At 69.8% G+C, this 22361-nt stretch carries 23 protein-coding genes; 7 read left to right on the top strand and 16 right to left on the bottom strand.

Annotated elements, in window-relative coordinates; genetic code table 11:
* Positions 1–120 precede the first annotated feature (120 nt).
* Positions 121–3240: a beta strand repeat-containing protein gene (locus tag ACZ7SW_RS02380; protein ID WP_470228620.1), complete on the top strand. Its 3120-nt coding sequence runs from the start codon at positions 121–123 to the stop codon at positions 3238–3240.
* An 82-nt stretch (positions 3241–3322) separates the two neighbouring features.
* Here the strand turns inward: ACZ7SW_RS02380 and ACZ7SW_RS02375 are convergent, their stop codons facing one another.
* A complete protein-coding gene (locus tag ACZ7SW_RS02375; RefSeq protein ID WP_470228619.1) occupies positions 3323–4102 on the bottom strand; it encodes a dioxygenase family protein in 780 nt (259 codons plus the stop codon).
* 103 nt (positions 4103–4205) lie between these two features.
* Between ACZ7SW_RS02375 and ACZ7SW_RS02370 the strand changes: the two genes are divergently transcribed.
* Positions 4206–4745, top strand: coding sequence for a YciI family protein (locus ACZ7SW_RS02370; protein WP_470228618.1), 540 nt, complete (start codon positions 4206–4208; stop codon positions 4743–4745).
* A gap of 3 nt (positions 4746–4748) precedes the next feature.
* Here ACZ7SW_RS02370 and ACZ7SW_RS02365 read toward each other — a convergent pair whose 3' ends face one another.
* Positions 4749–5927, bottom strand: a complete 1179-nt coding sequence (locus tag ACZ7SW_RS02365) for an MFS transporter (protein ID WP_470228617.1) — start codon at positions 5925–5927, stop codon at positions 4749–4751.
* An 87-nt stretch (positions 5928–6014) separates the two neighbouring features.
* Between ACZ7SW_RS02365 and ACZ7SW_RS02360 the strand changes: the two genes are divergently transcribed.
* From ACZ7SW_RS02360 to ACZ7SW_RS02345, 4 genes are all read left to right on the top strand, one after another.
* On the top strand, positions 6015–6380 hold the full coding sequence (locus tag ACZ7SW_RS02360; protein ID WP_470228616.1) for an ArsR/SmtB family transcription factor: 366 nt from the start codon (positions 6015–6017) through the stop codon (positions 6378–6380).
* A 59-nt stretch (positions 6381–6439) separates the two neighbouring features.
* Positions 6440–6940 carry a TetR/AcrR family transcriptional regulator gene (locus tag ACZ7SW_RS02355; RefSeq protein ID WP_470228615.1) on the top strand — a complete coding sequence of 167 codons (501 nt, stop codon included), beginning with the start codon at positions 6440–6442 and terminating at the stop codon, positions 6938–6940.
* Between the two features lie 14 nt (positions 6941–6954).
* The gene (locus ACZ7SW_RS02350) at positions 6955–7305 is read left to right on the top strand and encodes a hypothetical protein (protein ID WP_470228614.1); all 351 of its coding nucleotides are present in this window, start codon (positions 6955–6957) and stop codon (positions 7303–7305) included.
* A 117-nt stretch (positions 7306–7422) separates the two neighbouring features.
* Positions 7423–8415 carry an aldo/keto reductase gene (locus tag ACZ7SW_RS02345; protein ID WP_470228613.1) on the top strand — a complete coding sequence of 331 codons (993 nt, stop codon included), beginning with the start codon at positions 7423–7425 and terminating at the stop codon, positions 8413–8415.
* Between the two features lie 101 nt (positions 8416–8516).
* On the opposite strand, the gene dnaB is transcribed toward ACZ7SW_RS02345, so the two are convergent.
* The 12 genes from dnaB to ACZ7SW_RS02285 all read right to left on the bottom strand — a co-directional run bounded on the left by dnaB (position 8517) and on the right by ACZ7SW_RS02285 (position 18702).
* On the bottom strand, positions 8517–9920 hold the full coding sequence (gene dnaB, locus ACZ7SW_RS02340; protein WP_037809085.1) for a replicative DNA helicase: 1404 nt from the start codon (positions 9918–9920) through the stop codon (positions 8517–8519).
* 715 nt (positions 9921–10635) lie between these two features.
* The gene (locus ACZ7SW_RS02335; RefSeq protein ID WP_470228612.1) at positions 10636–11433 is read right to left on the bottom strand and encodes an ESX secretion-associated protein EspG; all 798 of its coding nucleotides are present in this window, start codon (positions 11431–11433) and stop codon (positions 10636–10638) included.
* Positions 11434–11444: 11 nt separating this feature from the next.
* Positions 11445–12812 carry a hypothetical protein gene (locus tag ACZ7SW_RS02330; RefSeq protein ID WP_470228611.1) on the bottom strand — a complete coding sequence of 456 codons (1368 nt, stop codon included), beginning with the start codon at positions 12810–12812 and terminating at the stop codon, positions 11445–11447.
* A 42-nt stretch (positions 12813–12854) separates the two neighbouring features.
* Positions 12855–13460 carry a DUF3558 domain-containing protein gene (locus tag ACZ7SW_RS02325; RefSeq protein ID WP_470228610.1) on the bottom strand — a complete coding sequence of 202 codons (606 nt, stop codon included), beginning with the start codon at positions 13458–13460 and terminating at the stop codon, positions 12855–12857.
* Positions 13461–13467: 7 nt separating this feature from the next.
* On the bottom strand, positions 13468–13830 hold the full coding sequence (locus ACZ7SW_RS02320; RefSeq protein WP_470228609.1) for a hypothetical protein: 363 nt from the start codon (positions 13828–13830) through the stop codon (positions 13468–13470).
* A 197-nt stretch (positions 13831–14027) separates the two neighbouring features.
* Complete coding sequence (gene rplI / locus ACZ7SW_RS02315; protein ID WP_009085244.1) at positions 14028–14492, bottom strand: 50S ribosomal protein L9; 465 nt, start codon at positions 14490–14492, stop codon at positions 14028–14030.
* Positions 14493–14506: 14 nt separating this feature from the next.
* Positions 14507–14755, bottom strand: a complete 249-nt coding sequence (gene rpsR, locus ACZ7SW_RS02310; RefSeq protein WP_009085242.1) for a 30S ribosomal protein S18 — start codon at positions 14753–14755, stop codon at positions 14507–14509.
* Between the two features lie 34 nt (positions 14756–14789).
* Positions 14790–15326 carry a single-stranded DNA-binding protein gene (locus ACZ7SW_RS02305; protein WP_470228608.1) on the bottom strand — a complete coding sequence of 179 codons (537 nt, stop codon included), beginning with the start codon at positions 15324–15326 and terminating at the stop codon, positions 14790–14792.
* Positions 15327–15355: 29 nt separating this feature from the next.
* The gene (gene rpsF / locus ACZ7SW_RS02300) at positions 15356–15679 is read right to left on the bottom strand and encodes a 30S ribosomal protein S6 (protein WP_116206072.1); all 324 of its coding nucleotides are present in this window, start codon (positions 15677–15679) and stop codon (positions 15356–15358) included.
* A 102-nt stretch (positions 15680–15781) separates the two neighbouring features.
* Positions 15782–16702 carry a hypothetical protein gene (locus ACZ7SW_RS02295; protein ID WP_470228607.1) on the bottom strand — a complete coding sequence of 307 codons (921 nt, stop codon included), beginning with the start codon at positions 16700–16702 and terminating at the stop codon, positions 15782–15784.
* 79 nt (positions 16703–16781) lie between these two features.
* Positions 16782–17690, bottom strand: a complete 909-nt coding sequence (locus tag ACZ7SW_RS02290; RefSeq protein ID WP_470228606.1) for a hypothetical protein — start codon at positions 17688–17690, stop codon at positions 16782–16784.
* 178 nt (positions 17691–17868) lie between these two features.
* Entirely contained in the window at positions 17869–18702 is an 834-nt protein-coding gene (locus ACZ7SW_RS02285; RefSeq protein WP_470228605.1) for a hypothetical protein, read from the bottom strand.
* 116 nt (positions 18703–18818) lie between these two features.
* Here ACZ7SW_RS02285 and ACZ7SW_RS02280 point away from each other — a divergent pair, with 116 nt between their 5' ends.
* Entirely contained in the window at positions 18819–19592 is a 774-nt protein-coding gene (locus tag ACZ7SW_RS02280) for a deoxyribonuclease IV (RefSeq protein ID WP_470228604.1), read from the top strand.
* 55 nt (positions 19593–19647) lie between these two features.
* Here ACZ7SW_RS02280 and ACZ7SW_RS02275 read toward each other — a convergent pair whose 3' ends face one another.
* Both ACZ7SW_RS02275 and ACZ7SW_RS02270 read right to left on the bottom strand, forming a co-directional pair.
* Positions 19648–21213 carry a glycosyltransferase family 87 protein gene (locus tag ACZ7SW_RS02275; RefSeq protein ID WP_470228603.1) on the bottom strand — a complete coding sequence of 522 codons (1566 nt, stop codon included), beginning with the start codon at positions 21211–21213 and terminating at the stop codon, positions 19648–19650.
* 35 nt (positions 21214–21248) lie between these two features.
* The gene (locus tag ACZ7SW_RS02270; protein WP_470228602.1) at positions 21249–22316 is read right to left on the bottom strand and encodes an ROK family transcriptional regulator; all 1068 of its coding nucleotides are present in this window, start codon (positions 22314–22316) and stop codon (positions 21249–21251) included.
* Positions 22317–22361: the final 45 nt, after the last annotated feature.

Below are 22361 nucleotides of genomic sequence, written 5' to 3'. Positions count from 1 at the left end.
CCCGCGGGTTTTTCGCGCGCTGCGCAATTTCCGCGCACGCATTCCCCGGTGCATTCCCTGAGAGACAGGGCGCACCGCCACAAACCCGCAAGGGACCCCGATATGAAGGAGAAAAACCCCATGCAGACCTGGGCAAAGCGCGGACTCCAGACCGCGTTGGTCACGGGTGGGTTGCTGATGCTGGGCACCGGCATCGCCTCGGCCGACGAGAACGTGAACCCGGACACCCCGGCCTCCCCGCTTGATCTCAACGTCACCGTCCCGATCGACGAAGCCAACAACGCGATCGGCACCCCGCTCGGGCAGGTCGACCTCCCGGCGCACCACAACGAGATCAGCACCAAGCCCGTCACCTCCGCCGTCAAGGGAGCGCTCGCCTCGGCGAAGACGCCCGGCGGCTCCGCGGGCAGCCTGACCGACAGCCTCCCGAAGGCGGACGCGCCGCGGCAGCTCACGCCGACCCGCGACGCGTTCAAGGGCAACAAGGTCAACGGCGACCTCGTCGTCCCGATCCAGGTCGTCGACAACGCGGTCGGGGTCATCGGTGACGCCCACGTGCAGGGCACCGACCACGACCAGACCTACAACCACAACCAGGACGTCGCGACCGACGGCAAGTACTCCGGCATCGCCGGCAACGTCGTGGCGCTCGACTGGGCGCTGCCGGTGCAGATCGCGGGCAACGGCGTCGGCCTGGCCGGCGGCAGCGGTGCGGTCAAGGGCGGTTCGGCCCACCAGAGCACCAGCGAAACCGGCAACATCGACACCACCGGCGAGGGCTCCGGCCTGTCCGGCAACGTCGTCGGCGGCCAGTTCGCGACCCCGGTCCAGGTGACCGGCAACGCCGCGTCCTGGATCCTCGGCAACGCCTACAGCGACTACAACGCCGACACCACCGCCACCTCCGGCGGTTCGATGAAGTCGAACGGCAAGGGCGCCGCGGGCAGCGGCAACGTGGTCGGCGCTCCGATCGCGCTGCCGGTCAAGTTCAACGGCAACGCCGGCGGCGTGTGGGGCTCGGACGCGGACTCCGTCTCCAGCTCCTCGGCCGACGCCAAGGCGGGCGACACCCGTCCGGGCAGCCTGAAGGGCATCCCGACCTACCTCGAGACCGACGGGGACCAGTCGTTCCTGTCCGGCAACGCCGCCGCCGCGCAGGCCAGCCCGGTCGCGAACGTCGCGTCCGTGGCGGGCTCGTGGATCGGCAACGCCACCACCGGCCAGGACTCGTCCCCCACCCACGAGACCACCGCCACCTCCGGCGGCTTCGTGAAGACCAGCGGCAACGACGCCGCCGGCTCGGCCAACGTGGTCGACCCGGCAGTGGCGCTCCCGGTCGAGGCGTGCGGCGTGGGCGGCACCTACATCGGCCGCGCGGTCGCGAACTGCGACAACACCACCACCGCCACCTCCGGCGACGGCAGCTACACCCGCGGCAACGGCTCCACGCTGACCGGCAACATCGTCAACACCCAGATCGCCGGCGCCCCCGAGGTGCACGGCATCGGCGGCAGCCACATCGGCAACGCCTCGGGCACCTCGACCGAGACCAAGACCGTCACCGCCGGCAACTACGACGGCAGCCAGGGCAACGACTCGTCCGGCTCGGGCAACATCGTGCAGGTCCCGGTGGCCGCGCCGGCCGAGGTGTTCGGCGTGGGCGGCTCGTTCATCGGGCAGGGCTCGGGCGACGGTTCCGAGACCAAGGTCGTGAAGGCAGGCGGAGGCGGCAACACCCAGGACGACAACGGCTTCCTGAGCTCGAACCTCGGCACCGTCCCGGTGTCGACCCCGTTGCAGCTGTTCGGCATCGGCGGCGCGTTCGTCGGCCAGGGCCACGGCAAAGCCAGCAACGACACCACCTCCACCGCGGGCCAGGACGTGCACGCGACCGGCACGAAGGGCGCGGGTGCCGGCAACATCGTCGAGGCCCCGGTCTCGCTGCCGGTCCAGGGCCACGGCGTCGGCGGCGCGGTCGCCGGCATCGGCACCGGCATGGCGGACAACCTGACCGACTCGAAGGCGGGCGGCAACGCCGGCACCGACGGCAAGGACGGCGCGCTCGCCGGCAACATCGTCAAGGCTCCGGTCGCCGGCGCGGGCACGATCTTCGGCGACGGGCTCGCCGGTGGCGCACTCGGCCACGGCACCGCCACCAACGACATCACCTCGACCTCGGGTGGCACCGCCATCACCAACGGTGACGGCGGATCCGTGGCAGGCGACATCGTCGGCGCGGACCCCGCGCCGGTCGCGCAGGTCTTCGGCGACGCGGTCTCCGTCGCGGGCGTGTCCTCGGGCGACGGCATGAACAACACCGTCGTCACCAACGCGGGCAAGGACACCACCTCAGGCATGGAGGGCTCGCTCTCGGGCGACATCCTCGACGTCCCGGCTCCGGCCGTCGCGCAGGTCTTCGGCGACGCGATCGCCGTGGGCGGCGTGGCGCACGCGATCGGCGACAACCAGACCGTCGTCACCGCTGGCGACGACGCCAGCAGCACCGACGGTACGGGCTCGGCGCTGTCCGGCTTCGACTACTACCACCCGGTCAGCGCGCTGGTGCAGGTCTTCGGCGTGCCGCTGGAGGTCATCGGCGTGGCCACCGCCGAGGCCACCAACTCGACCGTGGTTGACCCCGAGCCGGGCATCAACGTGCCGATCGGCGGCGAGATGGGTGCCGACCAGCTCCCCGCGCTGCCCGCCGTGCCGGGTCTGCCGGGCGGTTCCTCGGCCGCGCCGTCGCTGCCTTCGGCTCCGGCCCTGCCGGGCCTGTCCGGTCTGCCCACCGCCACCACGCTGCCCGCCCCGGCCCTGCCGGGCACCCAGCGTGCCGACGTGCCGCAGGTCAGCGGACTGTCCGCGCTGAACCAGCTCAACCAGCTGAAGGGTGCTTCGGCGCTGCCTTCGGTTTCCGGGCTGCAGAACGGCATCCACCTGCCGTCGGCCCCCGCGGTTCCGGCCCTGCCGGGCGTTCCGGCTCTGCCGGGTGCGGGCGCCGAGCGCGCGGACGTGCCGGCGGTGCCGGCCGTTCCCGCTCAGCTGCCGGTGAAGACGTCGCTGCCGACGCTGAACCAGCTGCCGGCGTTCGCCGCCGTGCCCGCCGTTCCGGGTGCCCCGGCGACGCTGCCGACCACGATGCCGACCGCTCCGGCCGTGCCGGCGATCGGTGACGCGACCGGCCCGCTGGGTGCGTTCCAGAAGCTGGCCGCGAAGGTGACCGGCATCTTCAAGAAGTGAACCGCTTCGCCTGAAGCGAGTCGGGGATAACCCCGGACGGGCCCGGAAGCCACGTGCTTCCGGGCCCGTTTTTTGTGCTGGGTCAGGAGAATTCGAGCGACCGCTTCGCCAGCCCGTTCCAGAAACCGTCGATCACCGTGCGGCCCTCGCCCTCGGCAGAGCTGGCCCCGAGCGACACGAACAGCGGCGCGAAGTGCTCGATCCGCGGGTGCGCCATCGCGGCGGCGGGCGCCTTGTGCTGGAAGTCGAGCAACGCGTCGAGGTCGCGGGCACGCAGCACCTCGTCGCCCCAGTGGTCGAATTCCGCGGACCACTGCGGCGGGGTTCCGTTGGTGCCGTTGACCTCCTGCATCGCGCGGAGGTTGTGGGTGAAGAATCCGCTGCCGATGATCAGCACGCCCTCGTCGCGCAGCGGCGCGAGCTTGCGGCCGAGGTCGTAGAGCGCCCGCGGGTCGAGCGAGGGCATGGAAATCTGCAGTACCGGGACGTCGGCGTCGGGGAACATCTCCACGAGCGGGACGTACGCGCCGTGGTCGAGGCCGCGGTCCGGGGCGTCGTGCACCGGGGTTTCGTTCGAATGCAGCAGCGCGCGCACCCGCGCGGCCAGCTCCGGAGCACCCGGCGCGGCGTATTTGACCTGGTAGTAGCGCTCGGGGAAGCCCCAGAAGTCGTAGACGAGCGGGACCGTCGTGGTCGCCCCGAGCGTCAGCGGAGCTTCTTCCCAGTGCGCCGAAACGACCAGGATCGCGCGAGGCTTGGCCAGGTCACCGGACCATTCGGCGAGCTGCCGGGTCCACGTCGCGTCGTCGGCGAGCGGCGGCGCACCGTGGCTCAGGTACAGGACCGGGGTGCGGGTCGCCATGGCTGCCTCCAGATGTTTGAAAGTTCAACTACTACCGTACGCCCCGTTCGCGGTCTTGGCGAATTCATCGTCGGCGGCTGCCTTTGTGCGACAGACTCTCCCCGTGGAATTCTTCTGCTACCACCGCGACCGTCCCGGATCCGCCGCGTTGCGTGCCGAGCTGATCGAGGAACATTGGTCCTATATGGACGGTTTCGCCGCCGAACTGATCGCGCGCGGCCCGACTCTGGACGGGGAAACTCCGACCGGGAGCGTGCACGTCGTCGACCTCCCGGACGCCGCCGCGGCGCGCGAATTCGCTTTCGCGGAACCGAATTACCAGGCCGGTGCCTACCGGGACGTCCTGATTCGCCGCTGGGACAACGCTCTCGGCCGCACCATGTGGGAGTTCCCCGGCGATCCGGAGGCGGCCAACCTGTATTTGGTGCTGGGCTTGGGTTCCGGCCCCGCCGTCGACCTCGAACCGGCCGCCACGGAGGCCTTGATCGCCTACGGCCCGCTGTGGTCAGACGACGGCACTGCCTGGCTCGGCACCGCAGCGCTGGTGCAAGCCGCCGATGCCGACGCGGCTCGCGGGCTCCTTACCGCGGAGCGCTACGCCGCGATCGAGGTGCACGACTGGCAACCAGGCGGCCGTTCCTGATCGTCAGCGGGCCGACCGCCAGACGATTCCGCCGGCCGTGAGCGCGGCAAGTGCGAGAAGCACGGCGAAAATCGTTGATCCGGTAGCGATTCCGAGGGCGTCGCTGAGGTATCCGGTGCCGACGGGCAGCAGCGCCGCCGGGAGGTAGCCGCCGAAGTTGAGCAGAGCGTTGGCCTCGGCGCGCCTCCGCTCGGGCACGTGGGTGCTGATCAGGGTGAGTCCGCCGAGTTGGCCGAGGCCCTGCGCGGCTCCCGCGAGCACGGCGGTCACGACGATGGCCGCGATCCATTGCGCGTGCACGGCGACCAGCAACGCGGCCATGCAGGCGACCCCCGTCGCCGCGCCAATGAGCAGGATGGCGCGAACTTCCAGCCGCTTCGCCGCGAACTGAACCGCGGTCGCCGCACCGAACATGACGAACGCGGTCACCCCGGCGAGCAGGCGATTGCTGGTGCCGAGCACGTTGGCCAGCAACGCCGGCCCGAGGGAAAGCACGAACGACGTCGAGGTGATCCCCGGCGCGAAAACCGCGATTCCGAGCGCGACGTACTTGCGCTGTGCCCGCGGCACCGCGGGGACCCGCACCCAATCGCCCGCCCCGGAATCGACCGGACGCCGCAGCGGTAGCCGAATGACCACGAAGGCCGCGCTGAGCAGGAGCGCAGCCGAAACGGCAAAGATCGTCACCGTCGGCCCCGGCAGGGTTTCCGACAGCGCCCCGGCAAGCAGCGGCCCGAGTCCCGCCCCGAACACCATCGCGGTAGACGCCGCGAGCGTCGAGGTGCGAGCGCGTTCGGGTCCGCCGACGTCGACGACCGCCGCCATCCCCGCCGACACCGTGATGCCGACCGCGATCCCGGCCAGCAATCGAGCGATCGCCAACGCGAGCACCGACGTCGCGACGGCGAACAATCCGCAAGCGACGAGCGCGAGCAAAACACCAGGCAGCACAACAGGTTTGCGCCCGAGTCGATCCGACGCGCGCCCCGCCACCAGCAGCGCGGCCAGCAATCCGGCGATGTAGGCCGCGAAGATCACCGTGAGCGTGCCGGCGGAGAACCCGAGCCGGTGCTGCCACAGCACATACAGCGGGGTGGGCGCGTTCGAAAGCACGAACACCGCGGTGACCGGCCAGGCGGCAAGCCAAGGGCTACCGACCCGCGAGGGGGCGACGACGGTCATGGATCCTCCAGTACTAGATAAGTCGAACTATGGCTCGAACCTAGCAGTAGTTCGACTAAACTCGTACTGAAGTGGTTGAATGAAGGCATGCGCTCGTCCTCAGTGACCGATCCGGATGTCCCGCCCGCCGAACTCCCGTCGCCCCTGCCCGAACCGGCGCGAGAAGACCTGCGGCTGGAGAGCGTCCTGGGTGCGCTGAGCGACCCGCTGCGGCTGACGATCGTGCGGAAACTGCTGCTGGAACGCGAGGCGTACGACCATCCGTGCGGCTGGTTCGGGCTCGACCGTCCGAAGTCGTCGCTGACCCACCACTTCAAGGCGTTGCGCGAGGCGGGCGTGCTGCGGCAGCGGCAATACGGGCTGGAGCGACGCAGCCGGGTGCGCGCGGAGGATCTCAACGCACGCTTCCCCGGACTGCTGGACTTGGTCGCGGACTGGCAGCCGGCTTCTTAGCTACTTTCGGGGAACGGTCGTTCTTGACTGATCGTTCCCCAAAATCCTATAGTCGGGGCGTGGGCAGACGAAGGGCGTTCGACGAGGACGAGGTGGTGCACGCCGCCGTGGAGTTGTTCGGTGGCCGCGCGTACGACGGAGTTTCCGTCGACGACCTCGTCACTCACCTCGGTGTGCACCGCAACAGCCTGTACAAGACGTTCGGCAGCAAGCGCGGCCTCTACCTGGTCGCCCTGCGCCGTCACCTCGCCGACGACGTCCGTCCCTTGGCCGAAGCTCTCGCCGCGGCAACGGATTCCGCGACCGTGCTGCGGCTGCTCACGTCGGCCGACCTCGGTCTGCTGCTGCTCGCGGCGGTCGAACGGGCACCGGCCGACGAGGAAGTAGCAGCCGAGGTGGCCGCAGCGCTGGCCACGCTCGACCAGGCGATCGCCGACGCGCTCGACATCTCCACCGCACTAGCCGCCGCTCTCACGTCCGCCGCGCTGGGCCTCCGCCTGCGCGGCAATCCCGACGGAGCCGGTGTCGCGCTGACCCAACGGCTCGATCCTCTTAACTGACAAGGAAAACAGACATGGCACTGGTCTCCATCGACGGCAACGACCTCGTTGTCGTGATCGAGGGTCTCGACAAGCTCTGGGCCTTCAAGAGCAGCCTGACCATCCCCTTGGCCCACGTCCGCGGCGCGACCGCGGACCCCGGCATCGCCGCCGATCCCAAGGGGATCCGCGCGCCGGGCGCCCACCTGCCCGGCGTGATCACGGCGGGCACGTTCCACCTCGACGGCGAAAAGGTCTTCTGGGACGTCAAGGATCCGTCGAAGGCCGTGGTGGTCGAACTCGCCGACGAGCGCTACGCCCGTCTGGTCATTCAGGTCGAGGACCCCCGCGAAACCGTCGAACTGGTCGAGAACGCCTTGCGGTGAGCCGATGTTCTCCAATCCTCCGGCTTGACCTGGAGCGCGCTCCACGTCCTAGCGTCGAACGCGTTCGTCAGCCTTCGAGGTACCGCCCGGTCCGCCGGGCAGGAGGAGTATCCGCGCATGATCACCCGAACCACGCTCGGCTCGCCCGGTCTCACCGTCAGCGCGATGGGCCTGGGCTGCATGGGGATGAGCGAGAGCTATGGTGCCGCCGACTGGGACGGCGGCGTGGCCACCATCAACCGGGCTCTGGAGCTGGGCGTCACGTTCCTGGACACCGCTGACGCTTACGGCACCGGGCACAACGAGGTGCTGGTGGGCCGGGCGATCCACGGCCGCCGGGATCAGGTGCAGCTGGCCACCAAGTTCGGACTCGACCGCAGCGCCGGAGACCGGGCACGTCGCATCCGCGGCGCCCGGGACTACGTGCTGCGCGCCTGCGACGCCTCGCTGCTGCGGCTGGGCGTCGAGGTGATCGACCTGTACTACGCCCACCGCCCGCCTCAGGATGTGGAGATCGAGGAGACCGTCGGGGCGATGGCCGAGCTGGTCGAGGCGGGCAAGGTCCGTCATCTGGGCCTGTCCGAGGTCGACGGCGAGCTGCTGCGCCGGGCGCACGCGGTGCACCCGATCGCCGCGGTGCAGAGCGAGTACTCGCTGTGGACCCGCGACGTCGAGGCGGTCACCCCGGTGATGGCCGAGCTGGGCGTCGGGCTGGTGCCGTACTCGCCGCTCGGGCGCGGGTTCCTGACCGGTGCACTGGACCGCTCGGCGCTGGGCGAGAAGGATTTCCGGAGCACCAACCCCCGCTTCGCCGGGGAGGCGGGCGAGGCCAACGAGAAGATCGCGCAGACCGTGCGCGAGGTCGCCGACCGGCTGGGTGCCACCCCGGCCCAGGTGGCGCTGGCCTGGGTATACGCGCAGGCCGATCGGCTCGGGGTGGCGGTGGCGACCATTCCCGGCACCCGCAGCCCGGCCCGGTTTGAACAGAACGCGGCGGCGCTGGAGCTCGCTCTGGACACCGAGGCACTGGCGGCGCTGGACCCGCTGAGCGACCAGGTTATGGGCGAGCGCTACACGCCCGCGCACACCGCTGAGATCACTCGGGGTTAGCCGGGCGGGCTCGACGTCGTCGTTGACCTCGCGCTGACCTCGCCGGTCACGACCAGCCGGAGGCGGGCCAGAGCGGTGCCTCGTCCGGCCCCGGCAGCGCGTCAGTCGTGGGCCAGATCGGCGAACCGGCTGTAGTGCAGCTGGTGTGCGACCACGATCGTGCTCGTCGGACCGGCACGGTGCTTCGCCAGGATCAGGTCCGCTTCCCCGGCGCGCGGGTCGTCGCGTTCCCAGGCGTCCGGGCGGTTGATCAGGATGACGATGTCCGCGTCCTGCTCCAGCGAACCGGATTCACGCAGGTCCGACAGCATCGGCTTCTTGTCGGTGCGCTGTTCCGGACCACGGTTCAGCTGGGAGATCGCGATCACCGGCACCTCGATCTCCTTCGCCAGCAGCTTCAGCTGACGGGAGAACTCCGACACTTCCTGCTGCCGCGATTCGACGCGCTTGCCGGACGTCATCAGCTGCAGATAGTCGACGACCACGAGCTTCAGGTCGTGCCGCTGCTTGAGCCGGCGGGCCTTCGCGCGGATCTCCATCATCGTCATGTTCGGCGAGTCGTCGACGAACAGCGGGGCCTCGGACACCTCGCTCATCCGGCGGGCCAGCCGCGTCCAGTCGTCATCGGACATCTTGCCGCCTCGCATGTCGGCGAGGCGGATTTTCGCCTCGGCCGACAGCATGCGCATCACGATCTCCGTGCGGCTCATTTCCAGCGAGAAGATGACGCTGGTCAGGCCGTGCTTGATGGACGCTGAGCGGACGAAGTCCAACCCCAAAGTCGACTTGCCGACACCGGGGCGGGCCGCGACGATGATCATCTGGCCGGGGTGCAGGCCGTTGGTCAGCTCGTCGAAATCGGCGAACCCGGTCGGGATGCCCTGGGACTGCCCGCCGCGCGAGGCGATCGCGTCGATCTCGTCCATGGTCGGCTGGAGCAGATCCTCCAGCGCGACGTAGTCCTCGCTCGTGCGGCGCTCGGTGACGTCGTAGATCGCGGCCTGTGCGCGGTCGACGACCTCGTCGATGTTGGCGCCGTCGGCCGCGGCCGCGCCATAGCCGTACTGCACGATGCGCGTGCCCGCTTCCACGAGCCGGCGCAGCACCGCCTTCTCGGAGACGATCTCGGCGTAATAGCCCGCGTTAGCCGCGGTGGGCACGGTCGCGATGAGGGTGTGCAGGTACGGCGCCCCGCCGACGCGGCCAAGTTCGCCGCGCCGTTCCAGTTCGGCCGCCACGGTGATCGGGTCGGCCGGTTCGCCGCGGCCGTAGAGGTCGAGGATGCAGTCGTACACGGCCTGGTGCGCGGGCCGGTAGAAATCGCCGGGGCCGAGCGCTTCGATGACGTCGGCGACCGCGTCCTTCGACAGCAGCATGCCGCCGAGCACGGACTGCTCCGCCGCGATGTCCTGCGGCGGCTGGCGGTCGAACCCGCCGGGGCCGGGGTCGCTCGGACCCGGATCGGACTCCGCGTACGCCGGACCGCGGTCATCGGTCACCGCCACTGCCCGGACACCTCCCCTCGCCCCGCCGTCGTTCCGGCCGGCCCCGTTGTCTCGCGTGCGCCTGTGCTGTGCCGAACCGCGTCCGCCGCCCGCCTCGCGCGGAGGCCGGTCAAGGCGAACACCTGTTCGAGTATGCCGGAGTCTGCCCGGCTTTCCCAATCGCTCGTCCGGCTCTCTTCGATGATGGACCGGGCGGTTCCCCGCGCCGGTGACCGCCACGCGGGGCCACCGGGAGTACTGGGCGCGAACGCACGCTAGATCCCCCGGAAGGACGAGCGCAATTCCGGGTGTTGACCGTCCTGTGGACAACCTGTGGATGACTGGGGGCAACGAATCACAGGTGCCGGTGAGCCTGTGGACAAAGTGGGGACAGTGCTGATCGGCTTCGATAAACCCGCAGGTCAAGGCATGTGCAGAGACTGTGGAGAACTTCGCGAAAACTCGTCCGGCGTGTCGTGTCGAACTGGTTCTTCGGCGTGTCGCACCGGCGGCGATCCACTGCCCTGTGGATGGTTGCTACGCACGGTAGATCACTGACCCGATGGGATGAACGAAGGAGAATTCCACACCTGGCCCAGCCGGCGACTGCGGACGGTGACCAATCCGGGAAAAGTGCAGGTTAACCGGGTGTAAACGCGAAACCGGGTGAGGTTCACCGGCCGGTCACCTCTCGGTGCCGTGCCGGGAACCCCACCCGGAGTAACGCTCGAGGCCGTCAGCCCAAGGCGCTCTGGGCTTGCCGCAGCCGTTCGGAGAGCGCCTGCGGAGTGCCCGGGGTGAACACGATGAGCGAGTCCTGTCCCGGCCGCTCCTCCATCAACCACCGGCCCTCGCTGGTGTCGATGAAGTTCACCGGCTTGGGGATGCGCCGCCGCCGTCCGCCGTTCGGGCGAGTGGCGACGTACAGCGCGCCGCTGCCGGTGCGCGGCAGCTTGAGGATCCGCTGGATCTCCTTGAGCGGCGAAAGCTGGTCGGTGCGCTGTCCGCTCTGCATGATCGAGCGCTGCGAAACGTCCTCCGACCCGGCGGACCGGCCGCTCTCGTACTCGCTGCGGCTGGTGACGAGCGGCTGCCCGGACGCCGCCCTGCCCGCGGGCAGGAGGTCGAGGAACGTCTGCAGCAGCAGGTCCGGCCGCTGGCGCGACACCGTGACGGTGTTCTCGCCGATGATCCGGAGCAGCCCGAAGCCGCCGCCGTTCCCGCTGCCGCACAGCACCGAGTAGTTGCCGGGGCTGCCGTCTTCGAACGTGCCGTCGAACCAGCCGTAGTACTCCAGCTGCGGATGCGAGATGGATTCGATCAGCGCGAGCAGATCGCGGTCCATGCCGCGCGGTCCCATCAGGCCGGACTCGGTCAACGCCTCGTTGACCTGCTGGTCCAGCTTTCGTTCGGCGTCCGGGTCGTGGAACACCGGGATCTCGGCGATGGCCTGATGGGGCTCACCGCCCCGGCGCCGGATCAGGTTGTACAGCGTCGGGAGGGTGAACTTGGTGGGTCGGTCAAGCGTGATCACGTCGGCTGGCCTCATTCACCGATCACGGGAGGAACGGTCAGCTGGTCGGAGCCGAAGAGTTCGTTGGCGTCCTCTTCCACCAGGTACTTCGTCTGGTGCTCCTCGTCCTCCTGGCCCTTGCCGCCCTTGGCGCCGCCGCCCATGCCGCCCATTCCGGCCGCACCGGCTTTGCCCGCCGCGCCGCCGCGCATGCCGGCTCCGGCTCCCATGCCGCCCGCTCCGGCTCCGCCTGCCATGCCGCCGGCGGCCGCACCGGAACCGGTGCCGCCGGGACCGAAGCCCGCGCCCGCGCCGAACGCACCGGGACCGAAGGCCGCGCCGGCGCCGGAACCCGCGCCGCCACCGCCGCCGCCCGGACCGAACTGGCCCGCACCGCCGCCAGGGCCGAAGGTGCTCGGGTTGAACTTGTTCACGTCGGTCGACGGAGGCGTCCAGCCCGAGGTGGTCGTGCCGTCGCCGCCGCCGGGGTAGTGGCCGGTCGGGTCGGTGACGCCGCCGTGCCCAGGACCGCCCGGACCGCCGGGGAACGTCGTGTGCGGCGGGGTGTTGGGCGGGGTCGGGGTGAACTTGGGCGTGTCCACCTTCGGCGGGGTGAAGCCGCCGCCACCGCCGCCGGGGCCACCGCCGAAGTTGCCGCCCGAACCGCCGGGACCGCCGCCGAAGTCGCCTCCGTTGCCGCCCGGGTTCGAGATGTTGTTGCCCTGCCAGGCGCTGTACTGCGGCAGCCCGCCCGCGTTCTGGCCGCTGGCGTTGAAGTAGTTGGTGTAGGCCTGGACGTTGGCCTTGCCGTCCTCGTTGTACTTGTTGATCTCGTCGTCTTTGTCGCTCATCGGGTTGATCCCGTCGAGGAACCCGGCGTGCGGCGGGTCCTTGGCGATTTCCTGGACCTTGCCCTTGACCGTGGAGAAGCAGTCGACCTGCGTGTTCAGGTACGTGTGGCTCTTGCCGAGGTTGTTGACCGAGTCCTGCAGCCACGTGCCGAGCGGGTGCGCGCCGGCTGCCGCCGCGGTGGCGCCGCCACCTTGCCAGGCGGCGTCCATCTTCTTGTTCAGGCCGTCGATCTCGGTGATCCGGTCGTTGTGCACGGTCTTGAGGCTGCTGGCCGCGGTGACGCCGCCCTGCAGCGACGAGCTGTCGCCGACGTGGATCTTCTCCCAGATCGTGCGCGCGTCGATCGACCGGCCGCCGAGGTCCGCCTCGGCGAGCTTCGCGTCCGGGCCTCCGCTGAACAGGCCGACGAGGCTGCCGACCGCGGCGCCTGCGACGGCGCCGACCGCGGTGCCGACGACCGGTACGACAGAGCCGACCGCGGCACCGGCCACGGCACCGCCCGCCGCGTATTTCAGTTCCTTGCCTACGGTATTGGCGTCATTCCCCATGATGAGCCATTCCTTCCGTGCTGGGCACCAGCTGCCTGGTGGTCATTTCGCAGCCTTGAGGTGTTTGACCACCGCGTTCCCGAACTTCTGCGCGAGACCGCAGGGGTTGCTCTTGTTCGGGCCGACCCCGATCGCGGGCGTGATGGTGATGGCGAGCTGGTCGGTAACCCCGAGCCACAGCTGGCAGTTGCCGCTGGGCCGCAGATCGGCCTTGGAGGTGAAGACGCCCGGATAGCCGTCGACGCTCACCGGCTCGAAGTAGGCCTGCCCCGCCTTCTGGTCGTAGATGTCGCTGATGCCGTTCTTGTTCTGCGGCGCCACCCGGAGGCCGATGGAGTTCAGGCTTTGCTCGGACGACGTCCAGTTGCAGCCGGGAAGGTCTCCGGTCAGCGTCTTCCCCGGGACGGCCAGCCCGAAGTCGGTCGTCTCGGCGTCGGTGAGGACCTTGCACGGGTTGTCGCCCAGCAAGTCCTGAGTGGGCAGCGGGGCGGGGACCTTCGGGCCTGAGCCGCCTCCGGCCGCGCTCGAACTGGCGGGCGCTTGCGAGGGGGCGTCGCCTCCGCCGGTTTTTCCTCCTCCGCCGCAGGCGGTCAGGAGGCCGAGAGCGATGACGGCGGTGGTGGCGATCCGGGTGGTGCGGTGCGGCATGAGCAGCTCAGACCTTCGTCTTGCTTGCGGCGTCGCGTGCTTCCTGCTCGGCGACGGTGATCTTGTTCTTGGCGGCCTTCAACGCGATGATGAAGTTGGTGACGTAGTCGACCATGCGCTGGTGCTGCTGGAGCAGGGTCTGCCCGGACGGGTTCGCGCCCTTGTCGACGAAGTCGTTGCTGGCGAACTCGTCAGCCGGACGCTTGACGTCGGCGATCGTCTGCGCGTGGCTGAGGTCCGTCTTCAGGTTCGTGAGCAGGTCTTCCCACTGCTTGATGACCGAGTCGACCTCGTCCTCGCTGAATTTGTACCCGCCTGCGGATCCGTATCCGCCGACCATGATCGGCGCGGGCGGTGGTACGTCGGACATCCGGTGACCCCCTTTGGCACAGTTCTCGCTCCCCAAGCGGCGAGATCAGCAAGTTGGATGGTAACGCACGCCAGTTGGTTCCCGCTTCGCGTTCAGTTGTTTCGAGAGGCGGTCCGAGCTGCGGGAAGTCCGCCGAAACGAAACCGCCCCCGGGGAAGAATCCCCGGGGGCGGTTCGCGGAAAAAAGGACGCGAGCGTCAGTTCGCGGCCACGGCCTTGACCTCGAGCCGGAGGTCCACCTTCACGTTCGGGTGCAGGCGGGCGTTGACCGAGTGCTTGCCGACCGTCTTGATGTGGTCGCGCAGGTCGAGGACGCGCTTGTCGAGCAGCGGGCCGCCCTGCGCTTTGATCGCGTCGACGATCTCGCCGGCGGTGATCGAGCCGAACAGCTTCTTCGAGCCAGCCGCGGCCTTGCCGGTCAGCTGGATCGCGCCGAGGCCCTCGAGCGTCGCCTTGATCTCCTTGGCGTGGTCGAGGTCGCGGATGCGGCGGGATTCCTGCGCGCGCTGGATCGTGCGCACGTTCTTCTCCGCGCCCTTGCTGGCCACGATGGCGTAGCCGCGCGGCAGCAGGTAGTTGCGGGCGTATCCGTCCTTGACCTCGACGATGTCGCCGGGGCCGCCGAGGTTCGCCACGTCGGTGGTGAGAATGATCTTCGCCATGACTATGACTCCCCTCAGCGCGCGGTGGACGTGTAGGGCAGCAGCGCCATCTCGCGCGAGTTCTTCACCGCGATGGCGATGTCGCGCTGGTGCTGGCTGCAGTTGCCGGTGACGCGACGGGCACGGATCTTGCCGCGGTCGGAGATGTACTTCCGCAGCAGGTTGGTGTCCTTGTAGTCGATCGTCTCCGGGCGGCCCTTCTTCTCGGCCTTGCAGAACACGCAGACCTTCTTCTTGGGCTTGCGAATGGGTGGCTTGGCCACTGTTGTACTCCTGGAATTCTAGAAAGAAATGAGATCAGAACGGGGGTTCGTCGGAGAAGCCTCCGCCGCCACCGCCCGCGGGCGGGGCCGAGCCCCACGGGTCGTCTGCGGGCGCGCTGTTGCCGCCGCCGCCGCGATTTCCGCCGCCGCCGTTGAAGCCGCCGCCGCCTCCGCCGCCGAAGTCACCACCGCCGCCGCCGCCACCGCGGCTGACCTTGTTGACCTTCGCCGTCGCGTAGCGCAGCGAGGGGCCGATCTCGTCGACCTCGAGCTCGACGACGGTGCGCTTCTCGCCTTCCTTGGTCTCGAAAGACCGCTGCTTCAGCCGCCCCTGCACCACCACGCGGGCGCCCCGCGTGAGCGACTCGGCGACGTTTTCCGCCGCCTGCCGCCAGATGTTGCAGCGCAGGAACAGCGCCTCGCCGTCCTTCCACTCGCCGCTCTGGCGGTCGAGCGTGCGCGGGGTGGACGCGACGGTGAAGTTCGCGACCGCCGCACCGGACGGGGTGAAGCGCAGCTCCGGGTCGGACGTGAGGTTCCCGACCACGGTGATGACGGTGTCTCCAGCCACGGATGGCGTCCCTTCGGATCGGGCTCGGATCAGGCCTTGGCGGGCGCGGGCTTGGCCGCGGCCTTGACCTCGCGGCGCATGACCTTGGTGCGCAGCACGGTTTCCTGCAGCGACAGCTGGCGGTCCAGTTCCTTGACGGCGTCGGCCGTCGAGTTCAGGTCCAGCAGCGCGTAGATGCCCTCGGCGTTCTTCTTGATCTCGTACGCCAAGCGACGGCGGCCCCAGACGTCGACCTTCTCGACGCTTCCGCCCGAAGTGCGGATCACGTTGAGGAAGTTGTCCAGCGTGGGCGCGACCGTACGCTCGTCGAGCGTCGGGTCCAGGATGACCATTACCTCGTAATGGCGTGACATAACCACTCACCTCCTATGGGCTCGCGGTCACGGCGGATTCCGTGACAGGAGGGTTTGTCCAGGTAAGCGTACCCGGCGGGTCCGACAGTCCCGTCCGGCGGGTCAGCTGACGCGGCGCAGCACCCAGGTGCGGACCAGCCCGGCGGTGACGCCGGCCAGCACGATCACCGCGAGCAGCATCGGCAGCTGGACGTCGGAGGGCCGGCCCTGGCTCGCCAGCGATTCGGCGTTGCCCGCGTTGCGGATGTCCGGGCCCTGCTGACCCTGCGGGTCCTGTCCGGCCGCGGGCTGCTGCGGCAGCGCGCCGGAACCGGGCAGCGTGCCGTAGCGCGCGCCGGGGGCGATCGCGGTGCCCAGTGCGCCCGGGCTGCCCGGGGTCGCGGTCGGGATGCCGCCGTAGTCGCGCGGCGGCGCGATCCCGGTCGAGCCCGGCTGGTAGTTGCCCAGCGGGTTGCCGCCGCCGTTCTGCGCGGGCGCGTTCCCGTTCGACTGGGTGCCGCCGTTCGACGGGGAGCTCGGGGACGACGGTGCCTGGTAGTTGTTCGCCGTCGTGGTGAGCCCGCACGCGGACGCGACTCCGCTGCGGATCCCGTTCAGCACCTTGGTCTTGGTGTCCGGCAGTACGCCGAGCCCCCACTCGTTCTTCAGTGCGTTCGAGACGACCTGGCCGATCGCGTCACCGCCGATCGTGCCGCCCGCGGCGTTCGGGATCGCGCCGACCTGCAGGTTGCCCTTGTTCGCGATGGCGTTCGCCAGCGAGTCCGGCCAGACGGTGGCCAAGCTCCAGAAGGTCACCTGGTCCTTGGCCGACTGGCGGACGATCTCCTTGACCGCCGAGCCGGGCACCGCGACCGAATCGCCCATGCCGCCGGTGACCGCGCCCTTGCACTGGTTCGCGAGCGTGGTCGCGGCGGACGCGGTGCCGGTGCCCAGGAACGTGCCGCCGGTGAAGAGGGCGGCGAGAGCGGTGACGGTGAGTGCTCGACGGGTTCGCTTCCAGGTGGGGATTTTCCGCACGAGCACTATCCTCCGGGGTCCGTGGGCATGGTTCGTCGCATCAGGAACAACGAATGGACTCCGGTAAAGATACTGGTGAGTTGGCTTAACCTGCAGCGGCCATTCGGCGGAGCACCCAGGTGCGGACCAGGCCCGCGCTGACTCCGGAGAGTGCCAAAACTGCCACCAGAACTGGCCAGTCCAACCCGTTCGTGTGGTTGCCGCCGGTGCCGGGCAAGGCTTCGGCGTTACCGGCGTTCTGGATCGTGCGGTCGCCGCCGGCCGAGCCGTCCGGGTTGGAAACGCCGTATTGCGGCGCGTAACCCGGGATCTGGCTGCCGTAGCGCAGCGAGGGCGACGGGCTGAACAATCCGGCCATCGCCATCGGGATGCCGCTGTAATCGCGCATCGGCGCGTATCCGGTGCTGTAGCCGTACGACAAATTGCTGAAATTCGGCAGGAAAGCCGAGAACGGCGCGGCCCCGCCGCCAGCGCCGCCGAAATCGCCGAGGACCGGGCTGGTGGAGCCCGGCATCTGGGACTGCTGGCCCGGCGAGCCGCCCTGCTGCGGGCTGCCGCCATTGCCGCCGGACGGCGGTTGCTGCGGGTTCGGGCCCGGGTTCTGCTTGCCCGGCTGGCTGCCGCTGAAGCCCTGGCCGACGGCGGCGACGCCCTGCTGCACCGCGTTGGTGCCGCCCGCGACCGCGCTGTTGACCGCGCTCGCGGCAGGCGCGCCGACCACCGGGACCGGCGCGACGACGGTGTTGACCACGTTCACCGTGACCTTGCAGACCGCGCCGAGGAGCGCGTCGATGGTGCCGGTGAGCACGCCCGAGACCTGGCCGACGATGCCGAGGTCCAGCGGGAGGCCGAGCAGCGGGGTGGTCGCCTTGACGTGGTCGCCCGGTTTGGCGGTGATGGTGGAGCCGCATTTCGGCGTCAGGGTGTCCGCGGACGCGGTGCCTGGGGCGGCGAGCGCGGCGGAGCCGGCCAGGACGAAAGCGGCGGCGCCCACTGCGGTGGCCCTCCGTGCCCGGTGCTGCTGCATGGCCGTCGACCCTTTCGCCGCGTCCGTTGTACCTGCCTTGCTGAGGACAACGACGGTAACGAAGACGAGTAACGCCCGCCTCCCCTCCGAGGTCAGGCATTCGGGTGGAAGCGGGCGCTACTGAGAGTCAGTGTCTATGCGGGCGTCAGGCGGGCTTGCGGCGCAGCCACGCGCGCACCAGCGCGGCGGCCACCATCGCGAGCGCCAGCACGGCGATCAGCAGCGGCAGCCGGGCGGGCGGGTTGGCCGCGGGCAGCGCCTCGGCGGTGCCGGACTTCTTCGCGTCGACCGTCGGCACCTGGTCCTGCTGCGGCAGCTGGCCCGGGACGACCTGGGTGACGAGCGGGGCCTGCACGAAAGTCGCCGGGAGCATCGCCGCTCCGGAGAAGATGCCGGACACCGAGTCGAGGCCGGACAGTCCGCCGACCGACGTCACCGGGCCGAGCGTGTCGCCGCCGGGGACGGGCTGGCCCGGACCGCCGGGGCCGGGGCCGGGAGCCGGGGACGGCGGGTTGGGCGTGGGCGGCGTGGGGTTCGGCGGCTTGGGCGTCGGCGTCGGAACAAGCGGCGGTACGCCGCCAACCAGTCCCTGGGTGGCATTGCCGACGCCGTTCGCGACGGCCTGCAGCATCGGGCAAGTGTCCTTCGCCGCTGTGTCACCGACAGCGGGGACCTCGCCGACGCCCAACGTGCGGACGGTGTCGCCGACGGGAAGCGTGAGCAACGTGTTGTTGCCGTCGGTCTGCTTCGCCTTCGAATCGAGGCCGACAGTGAGCCGGTTCGGCGCGTTGAGCGGAGCGCCCGCGTCGAGCGCGAGACCGTTGCCGCTCTTGCCGTTCTGCAGCGTGGATTCGCAGTCGCCGTTCAGAGTGGGGTTCGGGTCCGCGGACGCCGCGGCGGGAAAGGCAAGGGCCGCGGACAGCAGCGGTGCCGCGAGCGCGACTCCCAGTGCGGTCATCCGTCCAGCGCGCTTCCGCATGCCTTCCTCCCCCGACTTGCTCACTCCGAATGGGTCACGGAACGCGCTCACGGTACTCCACGAGCGTCACCAACTGGGGCGGAAGGGGGCGATTCCCCCGGTAGTAGCGTCAGGGCATGCAGATTGGCGCCCATGTCCGCGACGACGATCCCTTGGCCGCCGTCGCCGAGCGAGAAGCCGACGTCGTCCAGTTCTTCCTCTCCGACCCGCAGGGGTGGAAGGCACCGAAACCGCATCCGCACGGCGAGGAGATCAAGGCCTCCCCGGTCGAGGTGTTCATCCACGCGCCGTACCTGATCAACGTCGCGTCCAAGAACAACCGGATCCGCATCCCGTCCCGCAAGAACGTCACCCAGCACGCCGACGGGGCCGCCGCGATCGGCGCGAAGGGCCTGATCGTGCACGGCGGGCACGTCGGCGCTGGCGACGACGTCGAGGAGGGTTTGGTCAACTGGCGCAAGCTTTTCGAGCGCGAAGCGGAAAAAGGCGGCTTCGCGGTGCCGATCCTGATCGAGAACACCGCGGGCGGCGACAACGCGATGACCCGCGAACTCGACGTGATCGCCCGGCTGTGGGACAAGGTCGGCGAGTTCGGCGCGGGCTTCTGCCTCGACACCTGCCACGCCTACGCGGCGGGCTGGGATCTCGCGACCGCGGTGGAGAAGGTCAAGGCCATCACCGGCCGGATCGACCTGGTGCACTGCAACAACTCCCGCGACGAGCACGGTTCCAACCGTGACCGGCACGCGTCGGTGATCGACGGCGACGGCACGATCGAACCGGAGCTGCTCGCCGAGGTCGTGCGCCAGGCGGGCGCGCCGGTGGTCGTCGAGACGCCGGGCGAAGGCCAGGCCGCCGACATCGCGTACCTGCGCAAACAGCTCGCTTGAAGTCCGTGAGGGGAACCCTGGGGGAATCAGAGTCCGTGAGGGTTCCCCTCACGGCTTAGGCGACGGGTTGTTCGGTGCGGGAGCGGCGGAAGGGCGCGAAGGTGACCTTGTCGCGGGCCCGCTCCAGCACGCCGCCCGCCGGGTCGTCGTCGCCGGAGAGCCGGACCAGATCGGTGCGCGGACGGTAGATCTCGCGGATCACCAGCACGCACAGCCCGACGACGGCGAGGTCGCGAATGACCACCCCGCCGAGGAACCAGCCCGCTGGCAGTCCTTTGTGGTCGACGCCGAGGTAATAGAACATCCGCGGCGCCCACACCGCCGCGTCGATGACCATCCAGCCCAGCAACAGCCGCCAGCGCGGGATCGCCAGCACCGCCAGCGGGACCAGCCACAGCGAGTACTGCGGGCTCCACACCTTGTTCGTCAGCAGGAACGCCGCCACGACGAGGAAGGCCAGCTGCCCGAACCTCGGCCGCCGCGGCGCGGTGAGCGCGACATACGCGATTCCCGCGCAGCAGAGCACGAACAGCACCGCGACCACGATGTTCAGCACGGTCGGTGACTGTCCTTTTTGGAGCACACCGTCGAAGCCCGCCCAGCCGGTGGCGTAGGAGATCACGTTGTAGACCGAATCCGGGTCCATCGGGCGCAAGGTGTTGAGCCGGAAGAACTCCCACCAGCCGCGTGGCGCGGCCACGATGAACGGGACGTTCACCACCAGCCAGGCCAGCACGGTGAACGCCGCGGTCCGGCTCCACGCGCGCAGTTTCCCGGCGCGCAGGCACAACAGGAACAGCACCCCGAGCAGCAGCAACGGATACAGCTTCGTGGCGACGCCGAGTCCGAAGAGGACTCCGGCGACCTCCGGGCGTTTTCGCGACCACGCCAGGATCCCGGCGGCGGTGGCCGCGGTGGCGAGTGCGTCGAAGTTCGTAAAGGTGTGGACCAGCACCAGCGGCGAGATGGCGACGAGCACCGCGTCCCACGGCCGGCGTTTCGTCGTCCGCCCGGTCGCCCACACGGTGACCAGCCAGGCGAGCGCGAGCCAGAACGCGGAGATGTTGAAGTAGATCGCCACCGGCAGCGCGCCGGGCAGCCAGCCCGCGTTCGCGACCGAGGTCCAGCCCGCCGCGAGTTTCGCGTTGATCCACTGGAACAGGCCGGTGACCACCGGGTACTCCATGTACCGGGTCTGGTTCTCCGCGGTCTGCGAATCCTCCTTCCACGACGTGACATAGGGGAAGGTGTGCGCGTCGTCGAGCTTTTCCGAGCTGTAGAGCGGGACGATGTCGGAGTAGCACATCGCGACGAACGGACGGCCGGAGCGCCAGTCGAGCTGGTGCACGCCGTTGGAATCGCTGTACTGCTGGATGCACGAGGCCTTGCCGAACCAGCACACCACCAGCGCGAGCACGGCCATCGCGAGCCCGACGCGCTGCGGCGACCAGAACCACTGTCTGCCTACCGCCGCGTGCGCGCCGATCGGGCCGCCGACGGGTCTCGTCGCCGCGGCCACCAGCGGGTCGTGCCGGCTGGGGGCGATCCGCTCCGCCGGGGTGAGCGTGCGGGGAGCCGCATCGGGCTCGTCGGCGGCAGCGGGTTCGGAGACGCGGGACACGTCGGGATGCTATCGGTCCGCGAGTGGGCTGCCGGTCATTTCGGATCCTCGTAAAACCCGGCAAGCACCTCGAACGCGGCGCCGAGGGCCACGGCCTCCTCGTCGAGATCGCTCAACTCGACGTCGATGCGCTGCCAGTACGGCACCGGCAGCAGGTCTCGCAGCTGTCCGGCGACGGTTTCGCGGTAGACCTCCGGCGCGCCGCGGATCGTCCGTCCGAACAGGACGATCCGTTCGAGATCGAGCACCTGCACCAGATCGGCGAGCCCGATGCCGAGCAGCCGGGCGGCGTCGTGCGGGGTGCCCGCGGCGCGGTGCATGACCTCGACGCAGCCGCGGCGGCCGCAGGCGCAGCGCGGTCCGGCGTAGGCGATGGTGGTGTGGCCGAACTCACCCGCGTTGGTGCGCGGACCTCGGTAAACGCGCCCGTCGATCAGCAGCCCGACGCCGATTCCGGTGCCGACGAGCACCACCGCCGTCGCTGCCGCGGTTTCTTCCGGCCAGGCGTGCGCGAAGGCGGCGGAATTGGTGTTTTTGTCCAGCGTGACCGGCAGACCGGTGCGTTCGGAGAGCAGATCGCGCAGCGGGACGTCGTGCCAGCCGGGCATGTTCGTGGCGTCGCGGACGCGGCCCGCGTGGTGGTCGAGCGGTCCCACCGCGCCGACGCCGAGCCCGAGCACGCGCGCTGGATCGACGTCGGCGAGCAGTTTGCGCACGCCCTCGGCGATCGCGGTCACCGCGACGTCCGGGCTGAATCCGATCGGCAGCGGGCCTTCCACGATGTCCTCGACCTCGCCGGTCAGACCGGTGCGCAGCACGAGGTAGCCGTCCCGGTCGAGCTGCGCGCCGAGTGCGCAGCGGGCTTCCGCGCGCAGCCGCAGCATCGTGCGCGGTTTGCCGACCCCGGCCGCGGCCTGGCGTTCGACGTCCAGCAGCCCTTCCGGCAGCAGGTCGGACACGATTTTCGACACGGCCTGCTGGGTCAGCCCGGACCGCTGCGCCAGCTCGACCCGGCTCAGCCCGCCCGCGCGCAGGATGTGCCCGAGCAGCAGCGCGCGGTTGTGGCGTCGCAGCCCGCGCAGGTTGACGCCGGTTTCCGCCATCGGCCGATCATCTCGGACGGGTGGCCTATTACGCAACAGTGTTGT

This window comes from Amycolatopsis sp. NPDC114484 (assembly GCF_055633755.1).
The sequence above is the reverse complement of the archived record's forward strand: the minus strand, read 5'-3'. Positions and strand labels throughout refer to the sequence as shown.